General features: G+C 60.9%; 16 protein-coding genes. 5 read left to right on the top strand and 11 right to left on the bottom strand.

The window, feature by feature from the left end; all coding sequences use genetic code 11:
• Positions 1-94: 94 nt before the first annotated feature.
• On the bottom strand, positions 95-922 hold the full coding sequence (gene tsf / locus AADH44_RS04445; RefSeq protein WP_341954292.1) for a translation elongation factor Ts: 828 nt from the start codon (positions 920-922) through the stop codon (positions 95-97).
• A gap of 13 nt (positions 923-935) precedes the next feature.
• Positions 936-1967: a 30S ribosomal protein S2 gene (gene rpsB, locus AADH44_RS04440; protein ID WP_341954291.1), complete on the bottom strand. Its 1032-nt coding sequence runs from the start codon at positions 1965-1967 to the stop codon at positions 936-938.
• Between the two features lie 321 nt (positions 1968-2288).
• Here rpsB and AADH44_RS04435 point away from each other — a divergent pair, with 321 nt between their 5' ends.
• The gene (locus AADH44_RS04435; RefSeq protein WP_341954290.1) at positions 2289-2765 is read left to right on the top strand and encodes a M23 family metallopeptidase; all 477 of its coding nucleotides are present in this window, start codon (positions 2289-2291) and stop codon (positions 2763-2765) included.
• Positions 2766-2779: 14 nt separating this feature from the next.
• Here AADH44_RS04435 and AADH44_RS04430 read toward each other — a convergent pair whose 3' ends face one another.
• The gene (locus tag AADH44_RS04430) at positions 2780-4948 is read right to left on the bottom strand and encodes an MMPL family transporter (protein WP_341954289.1); all 2169 of its coding nucleotides are present in this window, start codon (positions 4946-4948) and stop codon (positions 2780-2782) included.
• Positions 4949-5026: 78 nt separating this feature from the next.
• Between AADH44_RS04430 and AADH44_RS04425 the strand changes: the two genes are divergently transcribed.
• On the top strand, positions 5027-5515 hold the full coding sequence (locus tag AADH44_RS04425) for a MarR family transcriptional regulator (RefSeq protein ID WP_341954288.1): 489 nt from the start codon (positions 5027-5029) through the stop codon (positions 5513-5515).
• 23 nt (positions 5516-5538) lie between these two features.
• On the opposite strand, the gene AADH44_RS04420 is transcribed toward AADH44_RS04425, so the two are convergent.
• The gene (locus AADH44_RS04420; protein ID WP_341954287.1) at positions 5539-6465 is read right to left on the bottom strand and encodes a tyrosine recombinase XerC; all 927 of its coding nucleotides are present in this window, start codon (positions 6463-6465) and stop codon (positions 5539-5541) included.
• 38 nt (positions 6466-6503) lie between these two features.
• Here AADH44_RS04420 and AADH44_RS04415 point away from each other — a divergent pair, with 38 nt between their 5' ends.
• The gene (locus AADH44_RS04415) at positions 6504-7310 is read left to right on the top strand and encodes an SDR family oxidoreductase (protein WP_341954286.1); all 807 of its coding nucleotides are present in this window, start codon (positions 6504-6506) and stop codon (positions 7308-7310) included.
• A gap of 12 nt (positions 7311-7322) precedes the next feature.
• Here the strand turns inward: AADH44_RS04415 and AADH44_RS04410 are convergent, their stop codons facing one another.
• From AADH44_RS04410 to AADH44_RS04385, 6 genes are all read right to left on the bottom strand, one after another.
• The gene (locus tag AADH44_RS04410; protein ID WP_341954285.1) at positions 7323-8192 is read right to left on the bottom strand and encodes an NADPH-dependent oxidoreductase; all 870 of its coding nucleotides are present in this window, start codon (positions 8190-8192) and stop codon (positions 7323-7325) included.
• A 75-nt stretch (positions 8193-8267) separates the two neighbouring features.
• Positions 8268-9197 carry a phosphodiesterase gene (locus AADH44_RS04405; protein WP_341954284.1) on the bottom strand — a complete coding sequence of 310 codons (930 nt, stop codon included), beginning with the start codon at positions 9195-9197 and terminating at the stop codon, positions 8268-8270.
• A 169-nt stretch (positions 9198-9366) separates the two neighbouring features.
• Positions 9367-10887 (bottom strand): sodium/proline symporter PutP, encoded by a 1521-nt coding sequence (gene putP / locus AADH44_RS04400; protein ID WP_341954283.1) that lies wholly within the window; start codon positions 10885-10887, stop codon positions 9367-9369.
• A gap of 285 nt (positions 10888-11172) precedes the next feature.
• Entirely contained in the window at positions 11173-12408 is a 1236-nt protein-coding gene (dprA, locus tag AADH44_RS04395) for a DNA-processing protein DprA (RefSeq protein ID WP_341954916.1), read from the bottom strand.
• A gap of 2 nt (positions 12409-12410) precedes the next feature.
• Positions 12411-13943, bottom strand: coding sequence for a YifB family Mg chelatase-like AAA ATPase (locus tag AADH44_RS04390; protein ID WP_341954282.1), 1533 nt, complete (start codon positions 13941-13943; stop codon positions 12411-12413).
• Complete coding sequence (locus AADH44_RS04385) at positions 13940-14296, bottom strand: YraN family protein (RefSeq protein WP_341954281.1); 357 nt, start codon at positions 14294-14296, stop codon at positions 13940-13942. The genes AADH44_RS04390 and AADH44_RS04385 overlap by 4 nt, the downstream gene beginning before the upstream one ends.
• 149 nt (positions 14297-14445) lie before the next feature.
• Between AADH44_RS04385 and AADH44_RS04380 the strand changes: the two genes are divergently transcribed.
• The gene (locus tag AADH44_RS04380; protein WP_341954280.1) at positions 14446-14742 is read left to right on the top strand and encodes a hypothetical protein; all 297 of its coding nucleotides are present in this window, start codon (positions 14446-14448) and stop codon (positions 14740-14742) included.
• Positions 14743-14754: 12 nt separating this feature from the next.
• Here AADH44_RS04380 and AADH44_RS04375 read toward each other — a convergent pair whose 3' ends face one another.
• Positions 14755-15375: a LysE/ArgO family amino acid transporter gene (locus AADH44_RS04375; RefSeq protein WP_341954279.1), complete on the bottom strand. Its 621-nt coding sequence runs from the start codon at positions 15373-15375 to the stop codon at positions 14755-14757.
• Between the two features lie 28 nt (positions 15376-15403).
• Between AADH44_RS04375 and AADH44_RS04370 the strand changes: the two genes are divergently transcribed.
• Entirely contained in the window at positions 15404-18313 is a 2910-nt protein-coding gene (locus tag AADH44_RS04370) for an FAD-binding and (Fe-S)-binding domain-containing protein (RefSeq protein ID WP_341954278.1), read from the top strand.
• Positions 18314-18368: the final 55 nt, after the last annotated feature.

The following is an 18368-nucleotide window of genomic DNA, read 5'->3' as shown; positions in this document are numbered from 1 at the left end:
TCGCCGCAAAGCACACCCGCGACTCCCGCAAAGGTGGTCCCGGCGCACCAAAGGCCCGAAGCATAATCGCCCCGGGCCTTCATTAGTGTGCGTGCTAGGCGCCTACCTTGAAGCGTGCAAAACCGGTTACGGTAATGCCCGCATCAGCGGCAACTTTGGCAACCGACAGCTTGTTGTCGCGAGCGTAGTCCTGGTCAAGCAGCGCAACCTGCTTGAAGAACGAACCCAAACGACCTTCAACAATCTTGGGGAGAGCAGCATCAGGCTTGCCCTCTCCACGGCTGATTTCCTCCACGATTCGACGCTCGTTTTCGACATCATCTGCCGGAACGTCTTCACGCGAGAGGTACGTCGGAGCTGCGAACGAGATGTGCTGTGCGATTCCGCGAGCGGTCTCGGCATCGTCTCCCGTGTAGGCAACAACGACGCCAACCTGCGGAGGCAGGTCCTTGTTGGTGCGATGCATGTAGACCTCGAATGAATCACCCTCGAGTTTGGCGAGACGACGAAGCTCGAACTTCTCGCCGAGAATCGCAGCTTCGTCACTGATCAATTGCTCAACCGTTGACGACCCAGCGGATGCCGCGAGGCCTTCTTCCACGCTCGACGCACCAGAATCAGCAACTGCGCTAGCTACGGCCTCACCGAGAGCAACAAACTTGTCACTCTTGGCAACAAAGTCGGTCTCGCACGCGAGCTCGATGATGGTTGTTGTCGCACCAGACGACTGTGCGGCGATAAGGCCTTCGCTGGTGGAACGGTCTGAGCGCTTCGCGTTGCTCTTGGCACCGCGCAGACGCAGCAACTCGGTGGCCTTGTCGAGGTCACCACCCGCTTCTACGAGGGCATTCTTGGTTTCAACCATGCCGGTGCCGAGGCGCTCGCGCAGGGTTTTGAGGTCTTCGAGGCTAAAGTCTGCCATTTTTTTCGAATCCTTACTTCTTGTCGTCGGCTGCGTCAGCGGCCTGTGCAACGGGCTTCTTGGCTGCGGGCTTAGCAGCGGCAGGCTTTGCTGCTTTAGCCTCGTCCTTGTCTGCCTTGGCGGGCTTTGCAGCCTCTGCCTTGGCTGGCTTCTCAGCGTCTTCGGCCTTGGCGGGTGCTTCAACCTTCTCGGCCTTGGCGGGTGCTTCAACCTTCTCGGCCTTGGCAGGCTCTTCGGCCTTGGCGGGCTCTTCAGCTTTGTCGGCCTTTGCGGCAGTTGCGTCAGCGTCTGCCTGTCCGAGAAGCTCAGCTTCCCAAGCAGCCATCGGCTCTACTTCTTTGCCCTCTTCTGGCTTCTGGTGGCGCTGGATGAGACCCTCAGCTGCAGCGTCAGCGACGATGCGGGTGAGGAGGCCTACTGAGCGAATCGCGTCGTCGTTACCTGGGATCGGGTAAGCAACGTCGTCGGGGTCGCAGTTGGTGTCGAGGATCGCGATGACGGGGATGCCCAGCTTGTGAGCTTCGTCAATTGCGAGGTGCTCTTTCTTGGTGTCGACGATCCAGATAGCGGAGGGGGTCTTCGTGAGGTTGCGGATACCACCGAGGCTCTTCTGCAGTTTCACAAGCTCGCGCTTCTGAATGAGCAGTTCCTTCTTAGTGAAACCACGTGTGGTGTCGTCGAAGTCGACTTCTTCGAGTTCCTTCATGCGTGCAAGACGCTTGGAAACCGTCTGGAAGTTGGTGAGGAGTCCACCGAGCCAGCGCTGGTTGACGTAGGGCTGGCCTACACGCAGTGCCTGCTCAGCGATAGTGCCCTGTGCCTGCTTCTTGGTGCCGACGAAGAGGATGGTTCCGCCGTGGGCGACCGTCTCCTTGACGTAGTCATACGTCGCGTCGATGTGAGCAAGCGACTGCTGCAAGTCGATGATGTGGCTGCCCGAGCGCTCGGTCAGAATAAAGCGCTTCATTTTCGGGTTCCAACGACGAGTCTGGTGTCCGAAGTGTACGCCGCTGTCGAGCAGCTGGCGGATGGTTACGACGGCCATGGCCGTTCTCCTTTTCTGGCACACTGCTACCTACGGCAACAGCTGCCTTCTCAGTTAATACTCGCTGCCGGTTGGCGCGAATCCTGGTGCCCGGGCATACCTCCGCCCCAATCGCAACGGTGCACGAGAGGGGACTGAGTGGAGATAGTGGCCGTACGCTGCAGTAGTTGTACTGCGGCAAGGCACGCGTAGTCACCGCGAATACACGCGGTGCTGTAAAAATCATACCATCGCTCCCCCACAACGTCATCACCGCGGTCAGCTATCCCCGAGCGTTCGATTCGATTGCCACCGGGCCGCACAATCATCGACAGTTGATGGATGTTTCGAGCCACCGTTTTCGCAATACTCGCGCTAGCCCTGCTGTCCGCTGGTGGGGCTTCGAACGCCTGGGAGTGGCCAGTTGCGAATCCACATCCGATTGTTCGCCCGTACATTGCGCCGGAAACTCCGTACTCGGCCGGGCACCGCGGTGTCGACATCGATGTAGGCGCGACCGCTGAACTGCGAGCACCTGCCGACGGAATCGTGCACTTTGTGGGAACTGTGGTTGACCGCCCTGTGCTCTCGATCCGGCATCCGGATGGACTCATCTCCAGCTATGAGCCCGTAACAAGCACTTTGGCGCGCGGAGATGTGGTGACGCAGGGCCAGCCGATTGGCAAAGTGCAGGCGGGCCACTGCGAGCGGGCCTGCCTGCACTTTGGGGTTCGACTCGATGGCGAGTACGTGTCGCCGCTCAACTATCTGAGCGAGATTCCGCGCGCCGTGTTGCTGCCGACGCGTTTTCCTCAGTGAGGATACAAAACTGGCTACCGATTCACGGTGTGCTTGGCAGAGTGCGATTTGTCCGCCTGGTGATCAGGGGTATTCCGCTCGTCAGCGCTTGCGGCGGTAGAGCGCTGCCCGGCTGAATGCTTCGGTGTGTGGCCTTCGACTCCCACCGAGGTCGCGCGACCCGGCCACCAGAATTTTTCCCCGGCAATGAACGCGAGCGAGGGAACGATAACGGTACGAACCAACAGGGTATCGAGAAGCACACCAATACAGACGATGATTCCGATCTGAGTCAATGTGATCAGAGGCAGCACGCCCAACACTGCGAATACTGCGGCGAGCAGGATGCCCGCGCTCGTGATCACACCACCAGTCGACGATAGAGCGCGGATCATCCCGGCTCGCGTACCGTACTGAAGTGCCTCTTCACGAGCACGCGTCACCAAGAAAATGCTGTAGTCAACACCCAGCGCGACGAGGAACAAGAAACTGAACAGCACAACGTTGGTATCTATTGCCGGGAAGTCGAATACCGATTGAAAAAGCAACCAGCTGGCGCCAAGGCTCGCAAAGAACGATGCGACCACCGTCAGCAGCAGCAATATCGGTGCGACCAACGACCGAAGCAAGAGTACGAGAACGATGAATACCAGCCCCAAAATCAGCGGGATCACAAGATCTTGATCAGACTGCTGGGCACGCTCTACGTCGAGAGCCTGAGCGTCCAAGCCGCCAACGAGAGCATTGGCACCGTCGACGGTGGATAGCTCCGAGCGAAGCGCCTCAATCGCTGCAAACGAGGCTTCAGTCTCGGCTGCGTCATCCAAAACCACGGTGAGTTGCGTGATGCTGGCTGTGCTCTCACCAATGCGCACCGAATCGACGCCGTCAACGCCCTCGGCTGCCTGGGCAACCTCTTCGGCGTAACCAGCGTTCACAATGACGGAGGCTGGTGAACCACTACCCGCCGGGAACGCATCCGCAATAATCTCTTGACCCTGAACCGCTTCCGGAACCCGAGTGAAGCTCTCGGTCTGCGATAGTCCGATCTTGATCTGGGGAACGCCCAAGGAGAGAGCACCCAAGACGACGACTCCCACGATGGCGACGGCGACTGGCTTCTTGGAGACCAGAACACCGAGCTTGTGCCAGGCACCGCGCTCAGCGCTGCCTTCCGATCCGAACCTGGGGATGTAGGGCCAGAACAGTCCACGGCCAAAGAGCACGAGTGCGGCTGGCAGCACGACGAGAGCGAAGATCATCGCGATGACAACCCCAGTCGCACAGGCAATTCCGAGTGCACGGTTACCCTGCAGCTCAGCGAAGACGAGAGTGAGCAGTGCCAGGACGACGGTGCTACCACTGGCAATAATTGCCGGGCCAGCGCCGCGCAGCGCACGCGACATTGCCTCGCGACGATCCTCAACGAGGCGAAGCTCATCTCGATAGCGGGCGATCAGCAGCAGCGCATAGTTGGTTCCTGCACCGAAAACGAGAACCGAAAGAATGCCGGTTACCGAAGCGTCGAGTTGTATGCCCGCGAGTGCCGCTACTCGCGCGGCGACGATTCCGGCAAGCCCGTCAGCCGTGCCGACGACGATCAGGGGTACGAGCCAGAGCCAGGGGCTGCGGTAGGTAACGAGAAGCAGAACCGCAACCACAATGACGGTCGTGAGAAGCAGTGTGAAGTCGGCGCCTTCGAACACGGCCGCGATGTCGACGGCGAAACCCTCCGGGCCACTGAGCAGCGCTTCAAGGCCAGCAGGAAGGCCTGAATTCGCTTCTGCGCGAATCTCATCGGCGCGTTCGGCTTGCGCACCTGCCTCAGAAAGCTTGTCGAGGGGAACCGTTACCAGCGCGGTTGTTCCGTCATCAGAAAACACCGGCGGGGGAACGAAGCCCTCGGCGGAGAGGTCGCTCAGGGTGGTTGCTACTTCAGCTACGGCAGCGGTGTCATCGTCGCTTAGAGTCTCGCCGTACCGGCTAAATACCAGCAGTGCGACTGTCGAATCCGATCCAGCGAGGTCTTCTGCCGCAGCAGCTGCTTGAGCGGATTCGGCGGACTCTGGCAGACCAATTCCGGGCAAAGCCCCCTCTTCGGTGCCGGGGCCAGCGGCGAAAAGTGCGCCCGCCGCGACGAGTGCACCAACCAGCACAATCCATGACGTGCGGCGTGAGGTGATGAAGGTTGTGAGGCGAGACATTGCGCTCCTTCTGAGGAACAAGTACTTCGATTGGTTAGATATTCGACAAGTTAGGAACATAGTCGTAAACTGGTCCTCATGCAACACAGTCGAGAAGTTATGGCGCCCCCCGCAGCGCGGCGACCCACTCGACTGTTGCGCGACATCCTCGATACCAGCGAAGAGTTCGAACAGCATGTCGGGCGCACCCTGTCAGTGAACGCGACCGACCTTGAAGCCATGGAACACCTGATCATGAATGGCCCGCTCCCACCCACAGAACTCTCACGTCGACTCAATATTTCGACCGCCGCAGTGACGTCAGTAATCGATCGACTGATCGGTGTCGGGCATGTCACCAGAGAACAGCACCCCACCGACCGCCGCAGCGTGGTTGTGGTGCCCAACCCTCGTTCCGTCGAGACCGCGATGGCAACACTGATGCCCATGATCATGGGCATCGATCAAGTACTCGACGAATTCGATGAGGCAGAAACGACGGTGATTGAGCGCTACCTCGACCGCGTAGTCACCATCTATCGTGATCAATTACCTGAACCCACCCAGGTTCTTCCCGAAAAAGGGTAAGTCCCTCCCGTGCAACCGAAGGGCTAAGCCCGCGGGTGCGCCGTTCGATAACTTTCGCGCAAACGCTCCGTCGAGACATGCGTGTAAATCTGGGTCGTGGCCAGGCTGGCGTGACCCAGCATCTCTTGCACGGCGCGCAAATCTGCACCCCCATCAAGCAGGTGAGTTGCAGCAGTGTGCCGGAGCGTGTGGGGGCCGGATCCACCGGAACCTGGCACATCAGCGAGCAAGTGCGCAATCACCTCGTACACCGTTCGAGTGGTCAATCGTTTACCGCGCGCACCAACGAAGAGTGCCGCTGACCCCGCTACCTCAGCGGTGAGCTGGGGGCGCCCGCGCTCGAGGTATTCAGAGATTGCGTTCTGGGCAGGAATACCAAAAGGCACAACTCGTTCCTTGGAACCCTTTCCCATCACTCGTACCGTCAGTCGCGAATCATCGATATCGCTCAAGCTCACGCCCGTAAGTTCGCTCACCCGCAGCGCCGAGGCATAGAGCAACTCGACCATCGCCTGATCTCGCAAGGCGACCGGATCTGCAGATGATGCCCGCGCCGCGACGCTCTGCAACATGTCGGACATTTGGTCGCGATTGAGCACCCGGGGAAGGTGCCGCTCCGCTTTCGGCGCTTTGAGCCGTGCCGCGGCATCCGTCGACGCCTGATTGGTTTTCTCTAACCACAGGCTGAAACCGCGGGAGGCGGCAGCCCGGCGGGCGAGAGTCGACTTGGCGAAGCCCCCCTGAGAAGCGTGCCACAGCCAATCTCGCAACAGCTCAAGGTCGAGGTCATCGGGCTCATGTGCCCCGCGCGCAGTGGCGAACTCCACAAGATTAGTGAGATCAGAGCGGTAGGAACGCACCGTGTGCACGCTGAATCCACGGTCGGCCGCAAGATACTCGGCGAACGTATCCACAAGATGGTGAAGGTTCACGACTCTATCGTGCGGCATGCTCGCAGCATTCGGGTTCGCCGCGGTAGCGTTTCGGGATGGCCACAGAATCTTCCCCCTCCCCTCAGGGCACTGCTCTCGTCACGGGTGCGACGTCTGGTATTGGTGCCGAGTTTGCGCGACAACTCGCCCACGACGGCTATGACCTTGTTCTTGTGGCGCGCGACCGTACCCGTCTCGACGCGGTGGCCGTTGAATTGCGGGAGGCCGCCCACGTTGCGGTAGAAGTAATCGCGGCCGATCTGACGAATTCGACAGAGCGAGATGAGGTTGAACGTCGACTAAAGTCTGCGACTGACCCCATCACATTCCTCGTAAACAATGCTGGCTATGGGTTGCCTCAGGAATTCGAGCGCAACTCTGTTGACGATGAAGCGCGGATGCTCGAAATTCTGGCAATAGTTCCGCTGCGACTCAGCCATGCGGTTCTGGGCGGGATGCTCAGTCGCGAATCGGGCACAGTGCTGAACGTTGCGAGCATTGCTGGCGAAGCTCCGCTCGGGCTCTATGCTGCGGCGAAAGCGTGGCCTTTGAGTTTCAGCAGGTGGGCGAACGCACACTATCGGAGCCGTGGGGTGACTTTCACCGCGCTCGCGCCGGGATTTGTTCGAACCGAGTTCCACTCGCGGCTTGGCATTGAGCGCTCATCCATTGCACCGAAGTGGATGTGGCTTGACGTTGAATTCGTGGTGCGATCTGCTCTTCGCAGCGCTGGCCGCGGTCGCGCCGTGTCGATTCCGAGTCTGCGCTACAAAATACTATGGTCAGTGATGAAGGTGGCGCAGCCACTGATCATGGTATTCGTGGCCCGAGCAGGCCGAGCATCGAATACGCCGACGCGTTAGCAGCTTCCCCCGCTAGCGAATTGAGAACCCGCGCGCCTCGACCTCATCTTTGAGATGATCCCGCAGCGCAGCCGATGGGCCAGCGAGCGTTTCTGGTTTGCTTGTGCGACGCGCGGTGTGTTCCGCCCACCCGTATTCGGCATCCGGAATATGAGGGTCGCTAGCAACTTGTCGTCCGGCGTATAGTCCGTTGGCTATCATTACCGCGTCATAATCACTGACGTGCCGCTCGACACTCTCCGTGGAATACTGCTCACGATGCACAACCGATTCACTGGGAAGCCTCGGTTTTGCACCTCTGCGCACTCCGGGGGTCGGGTAGCCAATCGTGAGCCCAGCGACCGCGAATACGCCAGTGGGCAGCGCCAACTCTTCGGCGATAAGGCCAGGTTCATTGCGAACAGATCCGATGGGCACCGCACCGAACCCGAGCGATTCTGCGGCAACGAGAGCATTCTCAAGAGCAAGACTGGCATCAATGGATGCCGTCAAGAACATCTCAAGGTTGTCCGCCGCAAAGGAATGGCCTTGTCGCTGGGAGAGGTAGTGAAGCCGCGAGACATCTGCGCAAAAGATGAGCATAACGGGGGCTTCGGCAACATAGCGTTGATCGCCAACAAGGTGAGCCATCCGCGCTCGGCGCTGCTCGTCTTCGACAACGATAATGCTGTATGCCTGCAGGTTCGAGGAGGTGGGTGCGCTGCGCGCAGAAACCAGGATCGCCTCTAGAGCGTCGGCAGCGATCGGCGTTGTTTGAAAGCTGCGAATCGATTCATGACTGGTGAGTACACGGATGGTGTCCGTGACGAATTCGGGGGCAATCGCTAGCTGTTCTTGATCGATTCGTGTACGTGGTGATGTGTTCTCGGCTCCCAGACTCATGCGGCAATGATTTCACGCTTGCCTGCGTGAGTTATGCAGGCTGGTGCTGCTTAGCGCCCGGCTGGAGGCTGTGCCCTAGTCGGAGGCGGCCACCTCGGCAGAGTTGAAGGTGGAGTTCTTCGCCGAGAAGGTTTCCATTCGCTGTTCGGGCGTCATCGCTTCAATTTGCGCCCATGCCTCGGCCGAGTGGCCCGTGATTTCTGTCGTATCGCCGACAGGAATGATCGAGTGCACCGTCTGGTTTTCGTAGATGTGCACGACGTTGACTGCTTGGCCGTAGTCAACGCCCGAAAGAAGACGGTCGTGAGCGCTGAGATCGAGGGTGTAGCAGGTTGCAGAAGCCACCGAAACAGGAATGCCTGCAAAGGTCGAGTGGGTTGAGTAGTGCAGGTGACCGGCGAGAATCGCACGCACGTCGCTGCCCTGCAACACTTCAGCCAAGCGTTCCTGACGCTGAAGCTCTAGCATCCCCATGGCTTCGAGCATGGGTGTGGGGATGGGCGGATGATGCACCGCGAGCAGAGTGCCGTGCGGTGCCGGGGTGGCGAGTTCGTGGCGCAGCCACTCCAGCTGTTCGTCGCTAATGTCTCCGTGGTGGTATCCCGGCACGGTGGTGTCGAAGGAGATGATGCGCAGTCCATCGATCACATAGACGCGGTCTTGTGGGGCATCCGATTCTTCATCAAAAAGGAGTGATGAGTACTGTGCGCGCTCGTCGTGGTTGCCCATGACCCAGATGATTTCGGCGTTCATTCGTGCCGCGGCTGGTTCGACGATGCTGCGAAGCCGTATGTAGGCGTCTGGTTCGCCGAGGTCGGCCAAGTCTCCTGTGAACACGATGGCCTGAGGGTGCGCGGTGGATCGCTCAAGCTGAGCGAGGGCCTGCTCGAGGTGCTCGATGGTGTTGGCTATGCCGTAGAGCGGTCGGCCGCCTGCTAGGAGGTGGGTGTCGCTGACGTGAGCGATGACATGACTGGGTGCAGGGTATTGGCCGAGTTGGATCACGGTTGTAGCCTAGGCGCGTCAAGTGTCATCCGACAGGGGTCGGGTGCCGTGGCATCCGTCGACTAGGTACTGCTACCGCACGGTTAACGCAGGATGCCCGCCCCCACGATTGTGGAGCCGGGCATCCTTAGCGCTTACATCTGGCTAGATGCTGGCAACTGTGCAGAAATTAGTCCTGCTTGGTGACGACGGGCAGCTGAACGGTTCCGGTGCGAACACTTTCGACGGTGGTATCGAATTCGCGGGTAATTCCGTCACTGTTCTTGAACGTGAGCAGGCTGACGACGACTGCGGCAACCAAGCACAGCGCGAAGCCGGGAACGATTTCGTACATCGCACCGGTGAGCGCGGGAACGTTGCCCCAGACGATGACGGTGACTGCACCGGCGACCATACCGGCGATCGCACCCATGCTGGTGAGCTTGCGCCAGAAGAGCGACAGGAGCACGATCGGTCCGAATGCCGCACCAAAGCCAGCCCAGGCGTAGGCGACGAGGCTGAGGATCGACGAGTTGGGGTCCCACGCGAGGATGATCGCGATGATCGAAACAATCAGAACACCCATGCGACCAAGGATTACCTGGGCCTTGGGCGTTGCTTCTTTCTTGGCGACGATCTTGAAGAGGTCTTCGACCAGTGCCGATGACGAAACGATGAGCTGCGAGGAGATGGTGCTCATGACGGCGGCGAGCACTGCTGCTAGCACAAGTCCGGCAATCAGCGGGTGGAAGAAGATTTGTGCGAGCTCAAGGAACACACGCTCAGGGTTCTCGAGCGAGAGCTCGGGGTGCTGCTGGAAGTAAGCAACACCAATGAGGGCGGATGCCATGGCGCCGAGCACGGAGATAATCATCCAGCTAATTCCGATACGACGACCGGCTACGGCATCCCCAGGCGAACGAAGTGCCATGAAGCGTACGAGGATGTGGGGCTGGCCGAAGTAGCCGAGTCCCCATGCTGCTGCCGAGATCGCGGCGAGCACAGTTCCGCCAGTGAAGAGGCTGAACATGTCGATTTCGGTGTTTGCTGCACGAATCGATTCGATCGTGTTGGCGACTCCACCGGTCTGGGTGATTCCGACGATCGGCACTGCGATGAGGGCGAGGAAGATCATGACGCCCTGGACAACATCGGTATACGTTGCGCCGATGAATCCTCCAAAGAGGGTGTAGAGCACGGTAACTCCACCAACGACGAGCATTCCGATCCAGTACTCGGAGCCGAATGCGCTCTGGAAGAAGACACCACCGGCGACCATTCCTGAGGAGACGTAGAACGTGAAGAAGACGAGGATGATGATGCCGGCCGTGATGCGCAGGATGCGTGACTTGTCACGGAGGCGGTTCTCGAAGAAGCTTGGCAGCGTGATCGAGTTTTTTGAGACTTCGGTGTAGGCGCGAAGTCGCGGTGCTACAAACTTCCAGTTGAGCCACGCGCCAATAGTGAGGCCGATGGCAATCCAGCCCTGGAAGAGGCCACCGAGGTAGAAGGCGCCGGGAAGTCCGAGGAGGAGCCAGCCCGACATGTCGGATGCTCCGGCGCTAAGTGCTGCTACTCCCGGGCTGAGCTTTCGCCCTGCGAGCATGTAGTCATCAAGGTTGGTTGTTCGCTTGTATGCCCACCAACCGATACCGAGCATTGCGGCCAAATACAGGACCATTGCGATAATTTGGAAGAATTGATCGTTCATTGTCTCGCCTTTCTCATGCACATCCGTGGGCTAAGCCTGTCTACTTTGACAGACATAAGGATTAGGAACAATCTCGATGCGCACGTGCAAAGCATTACATTTTTTAATGTATTGGGTTCTTTCTGCAGCTTTGTCGCATGTTTGGGGAGTTCGTGCAGGTTTTTTGCACCACGATGTGTGAGTTCACAGCTTTCACCTCTTGCGCACACGCGTGAAATTGTTTGGTTTTTTAGCGTGGGATGCCTCCGCTCGCCCGAATTCTGGGGTGAGCGTGGCGGTTCATCATCAACGCTGGGAAGTCGTTGCGGCCGCGCATCGCTTCCAGCCACGCTCGGTTTCGCTGGCGCGACCGTCGAGTTCGAGCATTCCCAGCTGAGCACGAACAGTGGTGAGCGCGAGGCCGCTGCGAGAGGCGATGTCGTCTGTGGTGCGCGCGCTGCGAGTGCTGAGAGCATCGAGTAGGCGGATGGTTTCTGTGCTGTGTTGGTTGTCAACATCCGCAGGTTCAGATCGGGTTTCGGAGTCAATCGGCGCAAGTTCTGCCATCTGGTCAGGGGTGGTGACGCAGACGGCGTCGTAGTCGCGGATGAGTCGATGGCAGCCAGCAGATGCCGCGCTTGTTACGGGACCCGGTACGGCTCCGAGCGGTCGGCCGAGGGTAGCCGCATGGCCGGCGGTATTGAGGGAACCTGAACGCCAGCCCGCTTCGAGCACGATAGTTGCCAGGCTCGCGGCGGCGATGAGTCTGTTTCTTTGCAAGAACCGCCATTTGGTTGGTGGTGATCCGCACGGGAGTTCGGAGATCACGGCTCCGTGTTCGACGATCCGGGTGAGAAGGCTGTCGTGGCCGCTGGGGTAGAAACGGTCTACTCCCCCGGCAAGAAATGCCACGGTGAGACCTTGACTGGCGAGGGCTGCACGGTGTGCCATTCCGTCGATTCCATAGGCCGCGCCGGAGATGATTGTGTAGCGGCGATCGACGAGACCTGCGGAGGCTTCCATGGTGATGTGTTCCCCGTAGCCGGTTGCGGCTCGAGCTCCGACGAGCGCGATGCCGTCGACGATCCCGGCGAGCGCAGCATCCGTTCCTCGCACCCAGAGTGCTGCAGGCGCATGCCAATCGAGGTCATTGAGCCGCGTGGGCCAGAGGGCGTCATCGGGTGTCAGTAGTCGTGCGCCGAAGCGAGCTGCTTGACGCAACGCGATGAGTGCACTCTCTGATTTGAGTCGGGGCAGCCACCGCTCGATCGCTTGCCGCATGTCGTCCTCCGGCACCTGGTCTCCGTCTGTGGAGAGTCCGGCAGCGAAGCGTGCGGAATCCCAGTGTTCGACGACAGCAGTGAGCGCACGCGCTGGGCCAAGCTGCTGAATTGCACGCCCTGCTAGCCGGTCGCCGGGTTCTGCGAGTCCGCTCCAGGCGGCTCGTGCAAAGCGGTTTTCAATTGCTTCACGATCGAGGTCTCCGGGGCTACTCACTGCGCGGACGAGGTTCGCAACTTCTGATTCTTTGAGTCCAAACATGCTCACTGTGACATTGCCTTTCGTAGATACAGTGCTTGACCAACGTGGGTTTCGTCGGGTCGTTCATCATCGGCGAGATCGGCCAGCGACCAGGCGACGCGCAGCACGCGGTCGTAGCCGCGCATGGTGATTCCGCCACGTTCGAGAGCGCGGTCGAGACCCGCGGTGACCTTAGGCGCTAGACGGAGTTCGCGGCCTCGCAGATAGGACCCCGGTACTTGCGAGTTGAGTCGCCAGGGCGTTGCAGCAAGTCGCGCGAGTGCACGCTGCCGCGCCGCGGTGACGGTGGCGCGAGCATCCGCGGTGCTGAGGGTCGGTCGCTCCCCCGCGAGGCGCAACTGCGCACTGGTAATGCGTTCAACCCGGAACTGGATGTCGATGCGGTCGAGCAGCGGGCCGGAGAGCCGGGCAAGGTAACGGCGCCGCGAATTCGGTGGGCACGTGCACTCGCTTTCTCGGGCGCCCCATTGCCCGCAGGGGCAGGGGTTGGCGGCCATCACGAGTTGAAAGCGACCGGGAAAGTGAGCGACTGAGTTGGCTCGGTGGATGCTGATGATTCCTGATTCGAGCGGTTGCCGAAGTGCATCGAGGGCGGCGGGCGCGAACTCGGGTGCTTCGTCAAGAAAGAGCACTCCGTCTGAGGCTCGCGCTGCAGCCCCTGGGCGTATCTGCGAACTGCCTCCGCCCACGAGCGCCGCAGCAGTGGCAGTGTGGTGCGGGGCTTCGAGTGGTGGCCTGGTGGTGAGGCTGCTGCCGACCGGAAGCCCGGCAAGCGAGCGTATTGACGACACCTCAAGCGCGGCTTGTGGGTCGAGGTCGGGTAGGAGGCCGGGAAGTCGAGCAGCAAGCATTGTTTTGCCTGCGCCGGGCGGCCCGAGGAGGAAAACATGGTGGCCGCCCGCTGCGGCGACGAGCATCGCGTCAATCGCGTCCCCACTGCCAATCATGTCGGAGAGGTCGCCCCTCTCGGCGGTAGGAGCCTCAACACTGGGCCTCGTAATGGTTTCCACTGGTTCGGGCTCAAAATCTCCCCCGTGCCAGATTGCGGCGTCTCGGAGCGACGGAACCGCGATGACGCGGATTCCGGGAACGAGTGACGCTTCGTCAGCATTGCCGGTGGGCACCATAACGGCGCCGAAGCCGGCACGTGATGCTGCGAGCACTGCGGGTAGTACGCCGTTCACTGGACGCAGTCGGCCATCAAGCCCGAGCTCTCCGATGTGCACAACGCGGTCTATCGATTCAGCAGAAATGGTGCCGGATGCGGCGAGCGCCGCGACGGCGATTCCGAGATCGAAGCCAGAGCCGTGTTTGGGCAACGCGGCCGGTGACAGGTTGACGGTGATTTTGCGGTTCGGCAGCCCGCATCCGGAGTTCGTTGCTGCCGCCCGCACGCGATCCTTGGCTTCGCCGAGGGCTGTGTCGGGTAGCCCGATTAGTACGAAGCCGGGCAGGTTGTTAGAAAGGTCGGCTTCGATCTCCACGATCGCGCCTTCGAGGCCGAGCAGCGAAACCGCGTAGGTTCTGCCGATCACGAAACACGCTTCAGGTGCTCGATCTCAACAGTGCCACGAGTGGGCACAATCACCGCAATCGCATCTATGCGAATGGCGGCGCTCGAGCCGGGGTGCTCCTCACACCATGCAGCCGCAAGCCGTCGCAAGCGTGCAACCTTGGTGGAGGTAATCGATTCGAATGGATGCCCAAACAGCACGCTCGATCGAGTCTTGACCTCCACGAACACCACCTCGTCGCGATCTCGCGCCACTATGTCGAGTTCGCCCTGCGAGCACCGCCAATTGCGGTCGAGAATTTCGAGCCCGTTGCCCTTCAAATGATCAGCCGCGAGGCTTTCGCCACGAGCACCTAGTTCGTCTTTTGCTGCCATGGCTCAAGCCTGCTGCAGGTGCACAACGTCGAAGGCGCCGAATGTGAGGTCAGCGCGCAGTGCGCGACTACCGCATCATGGTGAGGAGAAGACGCCGGCCATGCAAGCCGGGCCTGTCGGCATCCGTTGTCAGGCGATATCGTGCTCACATGACGGGCAGTGCCCACAACGGCGTGTGGCTTGAGTGTTGGCAGCTCGACGATCTTCGCGTGCTCGAAAGAAGCAACACCCCCGAGATAACGAGATTTGTCGGCGGGCCCGAGAGTGCCCAACAGGTCATTGCGAGACATGCCAAGTTTCTCCGTCTGTGGGAGACGAACGAAGCACGCATGTTCCGCATCCGATTCACGCTCACTGGGAAAGCCGACTATGACTACCCCCTGGGCCACCCCATCCGAGTCAACGAATGGATGTTCGACCTCGCTGCCCTACGCACCCCGAACTAGGCGCGCACTCAACTACTCGAACAACCCCGCGATCAAACTCGCCGCAAGCACCACCATGATCACGGCAATAACAATGTCGAGCACGCGCCAAGCTGCGGGCTTAGCGAAAAGCGGACGCAAGAACCGGCTGCCATAGCCGAGCGCCGCAAACCAGACGACACTGCCGAGGCAGGCTCCGAGCGCAAACCACCAGCGGTCGCCACCATACGTTCCACCAATGGAACCGAGAAGCAGCACGGTATCGATGTACACGTGCGGGTTGAGCCAGGTGAGCGCGAGCGCTGTCGAGAGGGCTGCGGCGAGCGTCATCCCCGTGCCACCTGTGCTCGTCGTGAGCGCCTGAGGCTTGGCCGCCCGCCGAATCGACAAGAACGCGTACACGAGCAAGAAAAGTGCGCCACCAACGCGGGCAATGATGAGCAGCCAACCCGCCTGCTGAATGAGCGTTCCGAGCCCGGCGATGCCTGCACCAATCAGCACAATGTCTGAGAGGGTGCACACGAGCACGACAGCGGTCACATGCTCACTGCGCAAACCCTGGCGCAACACGAACGCGTTTTGGGCCCCGATCGCGATGATCAGCGACAAACCGAAACCAAAGCCGGCAAGCACGACGGTGACAATCAGGGGCATGAATTGACTCTAGGGGCACAATAGGACCATGCCCGACACGTCACTGCAGGATCGCAGCGACGTTGTTCATGCCCTCCACAGTGCGGTCGGTGGCGAGGTAGACGACAGCACCCGCCGCCGCGCTGAATACTCCAGCGATGCCTCCAACTATCGAGTCGTGCCAGAGGTAGTGGTGTTCCCCCGTGACACCGATGATGTGCTTGCCACCCTTGCTGTGTCGCGCGATAGTTCCACGCCCATCACTGCTCGTGGCGGCGGCACCTCAGTTGCGGGCAACGCCATCGGCGCAGGCATCATTCTCGATTTCTCGCGCCACCTCAATCAGGTAATCGAGATCGACCCGGATGCTCGGACCGCCCGCGTGCAGCCCGGCACCGTGTTGGCCACCCTCCACTCTGTCGCGCGACCCCACGGTCTGCGCTTCGGCCCCGACCCATCGACCTGGTCTCGCTGCACCGTCGGCGGAATGATTGGTAACAACGCGTGCGGCGCACACTCGCTGCAGTTTGGCCGCACCGCCGACAATGTGCGGAGGCTCGACGTCGTGGACGGTCTCGGTCGACGATTCACCGCCGCCAACAACCCGAACGCGGTCGACGGCCTCGATTCTCTCGTCAGCAGCAACCTCGCCACAATCCGCACCGAGCTGGGCCGCTTCGGTCGTCAGGTATCGGGCTACAGCTTGGAACACCTCCTGCCCGAGCACGGCCAACACCTAGCGCGTAGTCTCGTGGGCACCGAAGGCAGCCTCGTGACCGTGCTCGAAGCCACGGTCGACCTTGTGGCTAAGCCACAGCATCCACTTCTCGTCGCTCTCGGCTACCCTGACATGGCTACTGCAGCCGACGTCGTGCCCGCCTTGATTGCACACCACCCCAGCGCAATCGAAGGTCTCGACGCGCGCATTGTCGACGCCGTGAGCCGCGCCAGAGGCGCCCGCGCCGTTGCCGCCCTCCCCCGAGGCGCCGGATGGCTTCTGGTTGAGGTCACGGGAGACGACCCCGCAGAAGCACTCCAGCGCGCACAACGCATTGCTGGCGACTCCGAAGCCATCGAGGCCAGCATCATTACCGATGCGGTGGTGGCGAAACAACTGTGGCGCATCAGAGAAGACGGTGCAGGCTTAGCCGGGCGCACAGCATCCGGAGCTCAAGCGTGGCCCGGGTTCGAAGACGCCGCCGTGCCTCCCGAACGCCTGGGCGCCTACTTGCGCGACTTCGACGCGCTGTTGGCCGAATATTCCATCGAGGGGATGCCGTATGGCCATTTCGGGGACGGTTGCGTTCATGTGCGCCTCGATATTCCTCTCGCAACGGATGGCGCAGTGTTGCGTGCCTTCGTGGATGACGCCGCACAACTTGTGGCCTCCCATGGCGGTTCCCTCTCGGGTGAGCACGGCGACGGTCGGGCACGCAGCGAACTCTTGCCGCACATGTATTCGCCGGCCGCAATCGCCCTGTTCGGCCAGTTCAAGCGACTATTCGATCCCCACAACCTCATGAATCCCGGCATCGTCGTGGACCCGGCTCCTGTCGATGCTGATCTGCGCCGCCCTGCGGCGCTCCCCATCACTAAGATCAACGGTTTCGCGTTCAGCCAGGACGATGGCGATTTCACGACTGCCGCCCATCGGTGCGTGGGGGTCGGCAAGTGTCGCGCCGACAACTCCGCCAGCCATGGTGTGATGTGCCCGTCATTCCTCGCGACCGGCGACGAAAAAGACTCCACCCGAGGTCGCGCCCGCGTGTTGCAAGAAATGGCGAACGGAACACTTGTCACGGGCGGCGTCAACTCCCCCGAAGTACACGACGCCCTCGACCTCTGCCTCTCCTGCAAAGCGTGCGCAAGCGACTGCCCTGCCGGCGTCGACATGGCCATCCTCAAAGCCGAGGTGCTGCACCGCCGCTATGACGGCAAAATCCGGCCCCGCAGCCACTACCTTCTCGGGCAACTCCCGCGCTGGGCACGCCTCGTTTCGCCGGTAGCGCCCGTCGTGAATGCGATGCTGCGGATCCCCCTCTTCGCCCGCGTCGCACTCTGGGCTGGCGGAATGGATGCACGGCGCTCGCTCCCCGGATTCGCCCGCCGCCCGTTCCGCGTGAGCTCCGAGGCTCGCGCCCTGCGCGCATCCAGCCGCAGCGCACTGCTCGGAGTGCAACCCACCCGAGAAGCTGCATCCGACAACCCAACACTCACCGCCAATCGGGGTGAGCGCCCCCAAGTTCTGCTCTGGGCGGATTCCTTCACCGATAACTTCTCGCCAGCCATTGCCAGGGCCACGATCCGCGTGCTCGATGATGCCGGCTACGACGTGCTGCTGCCCGAACGCGATGTGTGTTGCGGCTTGACCTGGATCACCACGGGGCAGTTGGAGGGTGCGCGAAAGCGACTCACCGAGCTGGTACGCGAGTTCTCTCGCTACGTTGACCGCGGTATCCCGATCGTGGGGATCGAACCTTCGTGCACGGCCGTGTTGCGTTCCGATCTCACCGAGTTGTTGCCCGATAGTGCGGAAGCGGCAGCGGTCGCACGCTCAACCTTCACGCTTTCAGAACTGCTCACGGCCCCCGCGCCGATGGGGCCCGCCGACTGGCGACCGCCGAGCCTGAGCGGCGAAACATTTATTGTGCAGCCTCACTGCCACCAGCATGCCGTGATGGGTTTCGACGCCGATCGTGCCTTGCTGGCTGCGACCGGCGCCACCATCACCGAGATCAGTGGATGCTGCGGCCTAGCTGGCAACTTCGGCATGGAGAAGGGCCATTATGACGTTTCGGTCGCGGTCGCCGAAAACGGGATTCTTCCAGCGCTTCGCAGCGCGGAACCGGGCAGCACGCTGCTCGCCGACGGATTCTCGTGCCGCACTCAGGCACGCCAGTTGGCCAATTCCGAAGGAAAACATCTCGCCGAGGTTTTGTCGGCGGCATTACCCGAGTAATAACACTGCGTTCCCCGAGCGCGAGCGCGACAATTAGGCCGCGCCAAAGGCTGCG

It is taken from the genome of Salinibacterium sp. TMP30 (assembly GCF_038397785.1).
Taxonomy (GTDB): domain Bacteria; phylum Actinomycetota; class Actinomycetes; order Actinomycetales; family Microbacteriaceae; genus Rhodoglobus.
Note: the sequence above shows the minus strand (reverse complement) of the source record. Positions and strands in the feature narration are given on the sequence as shown.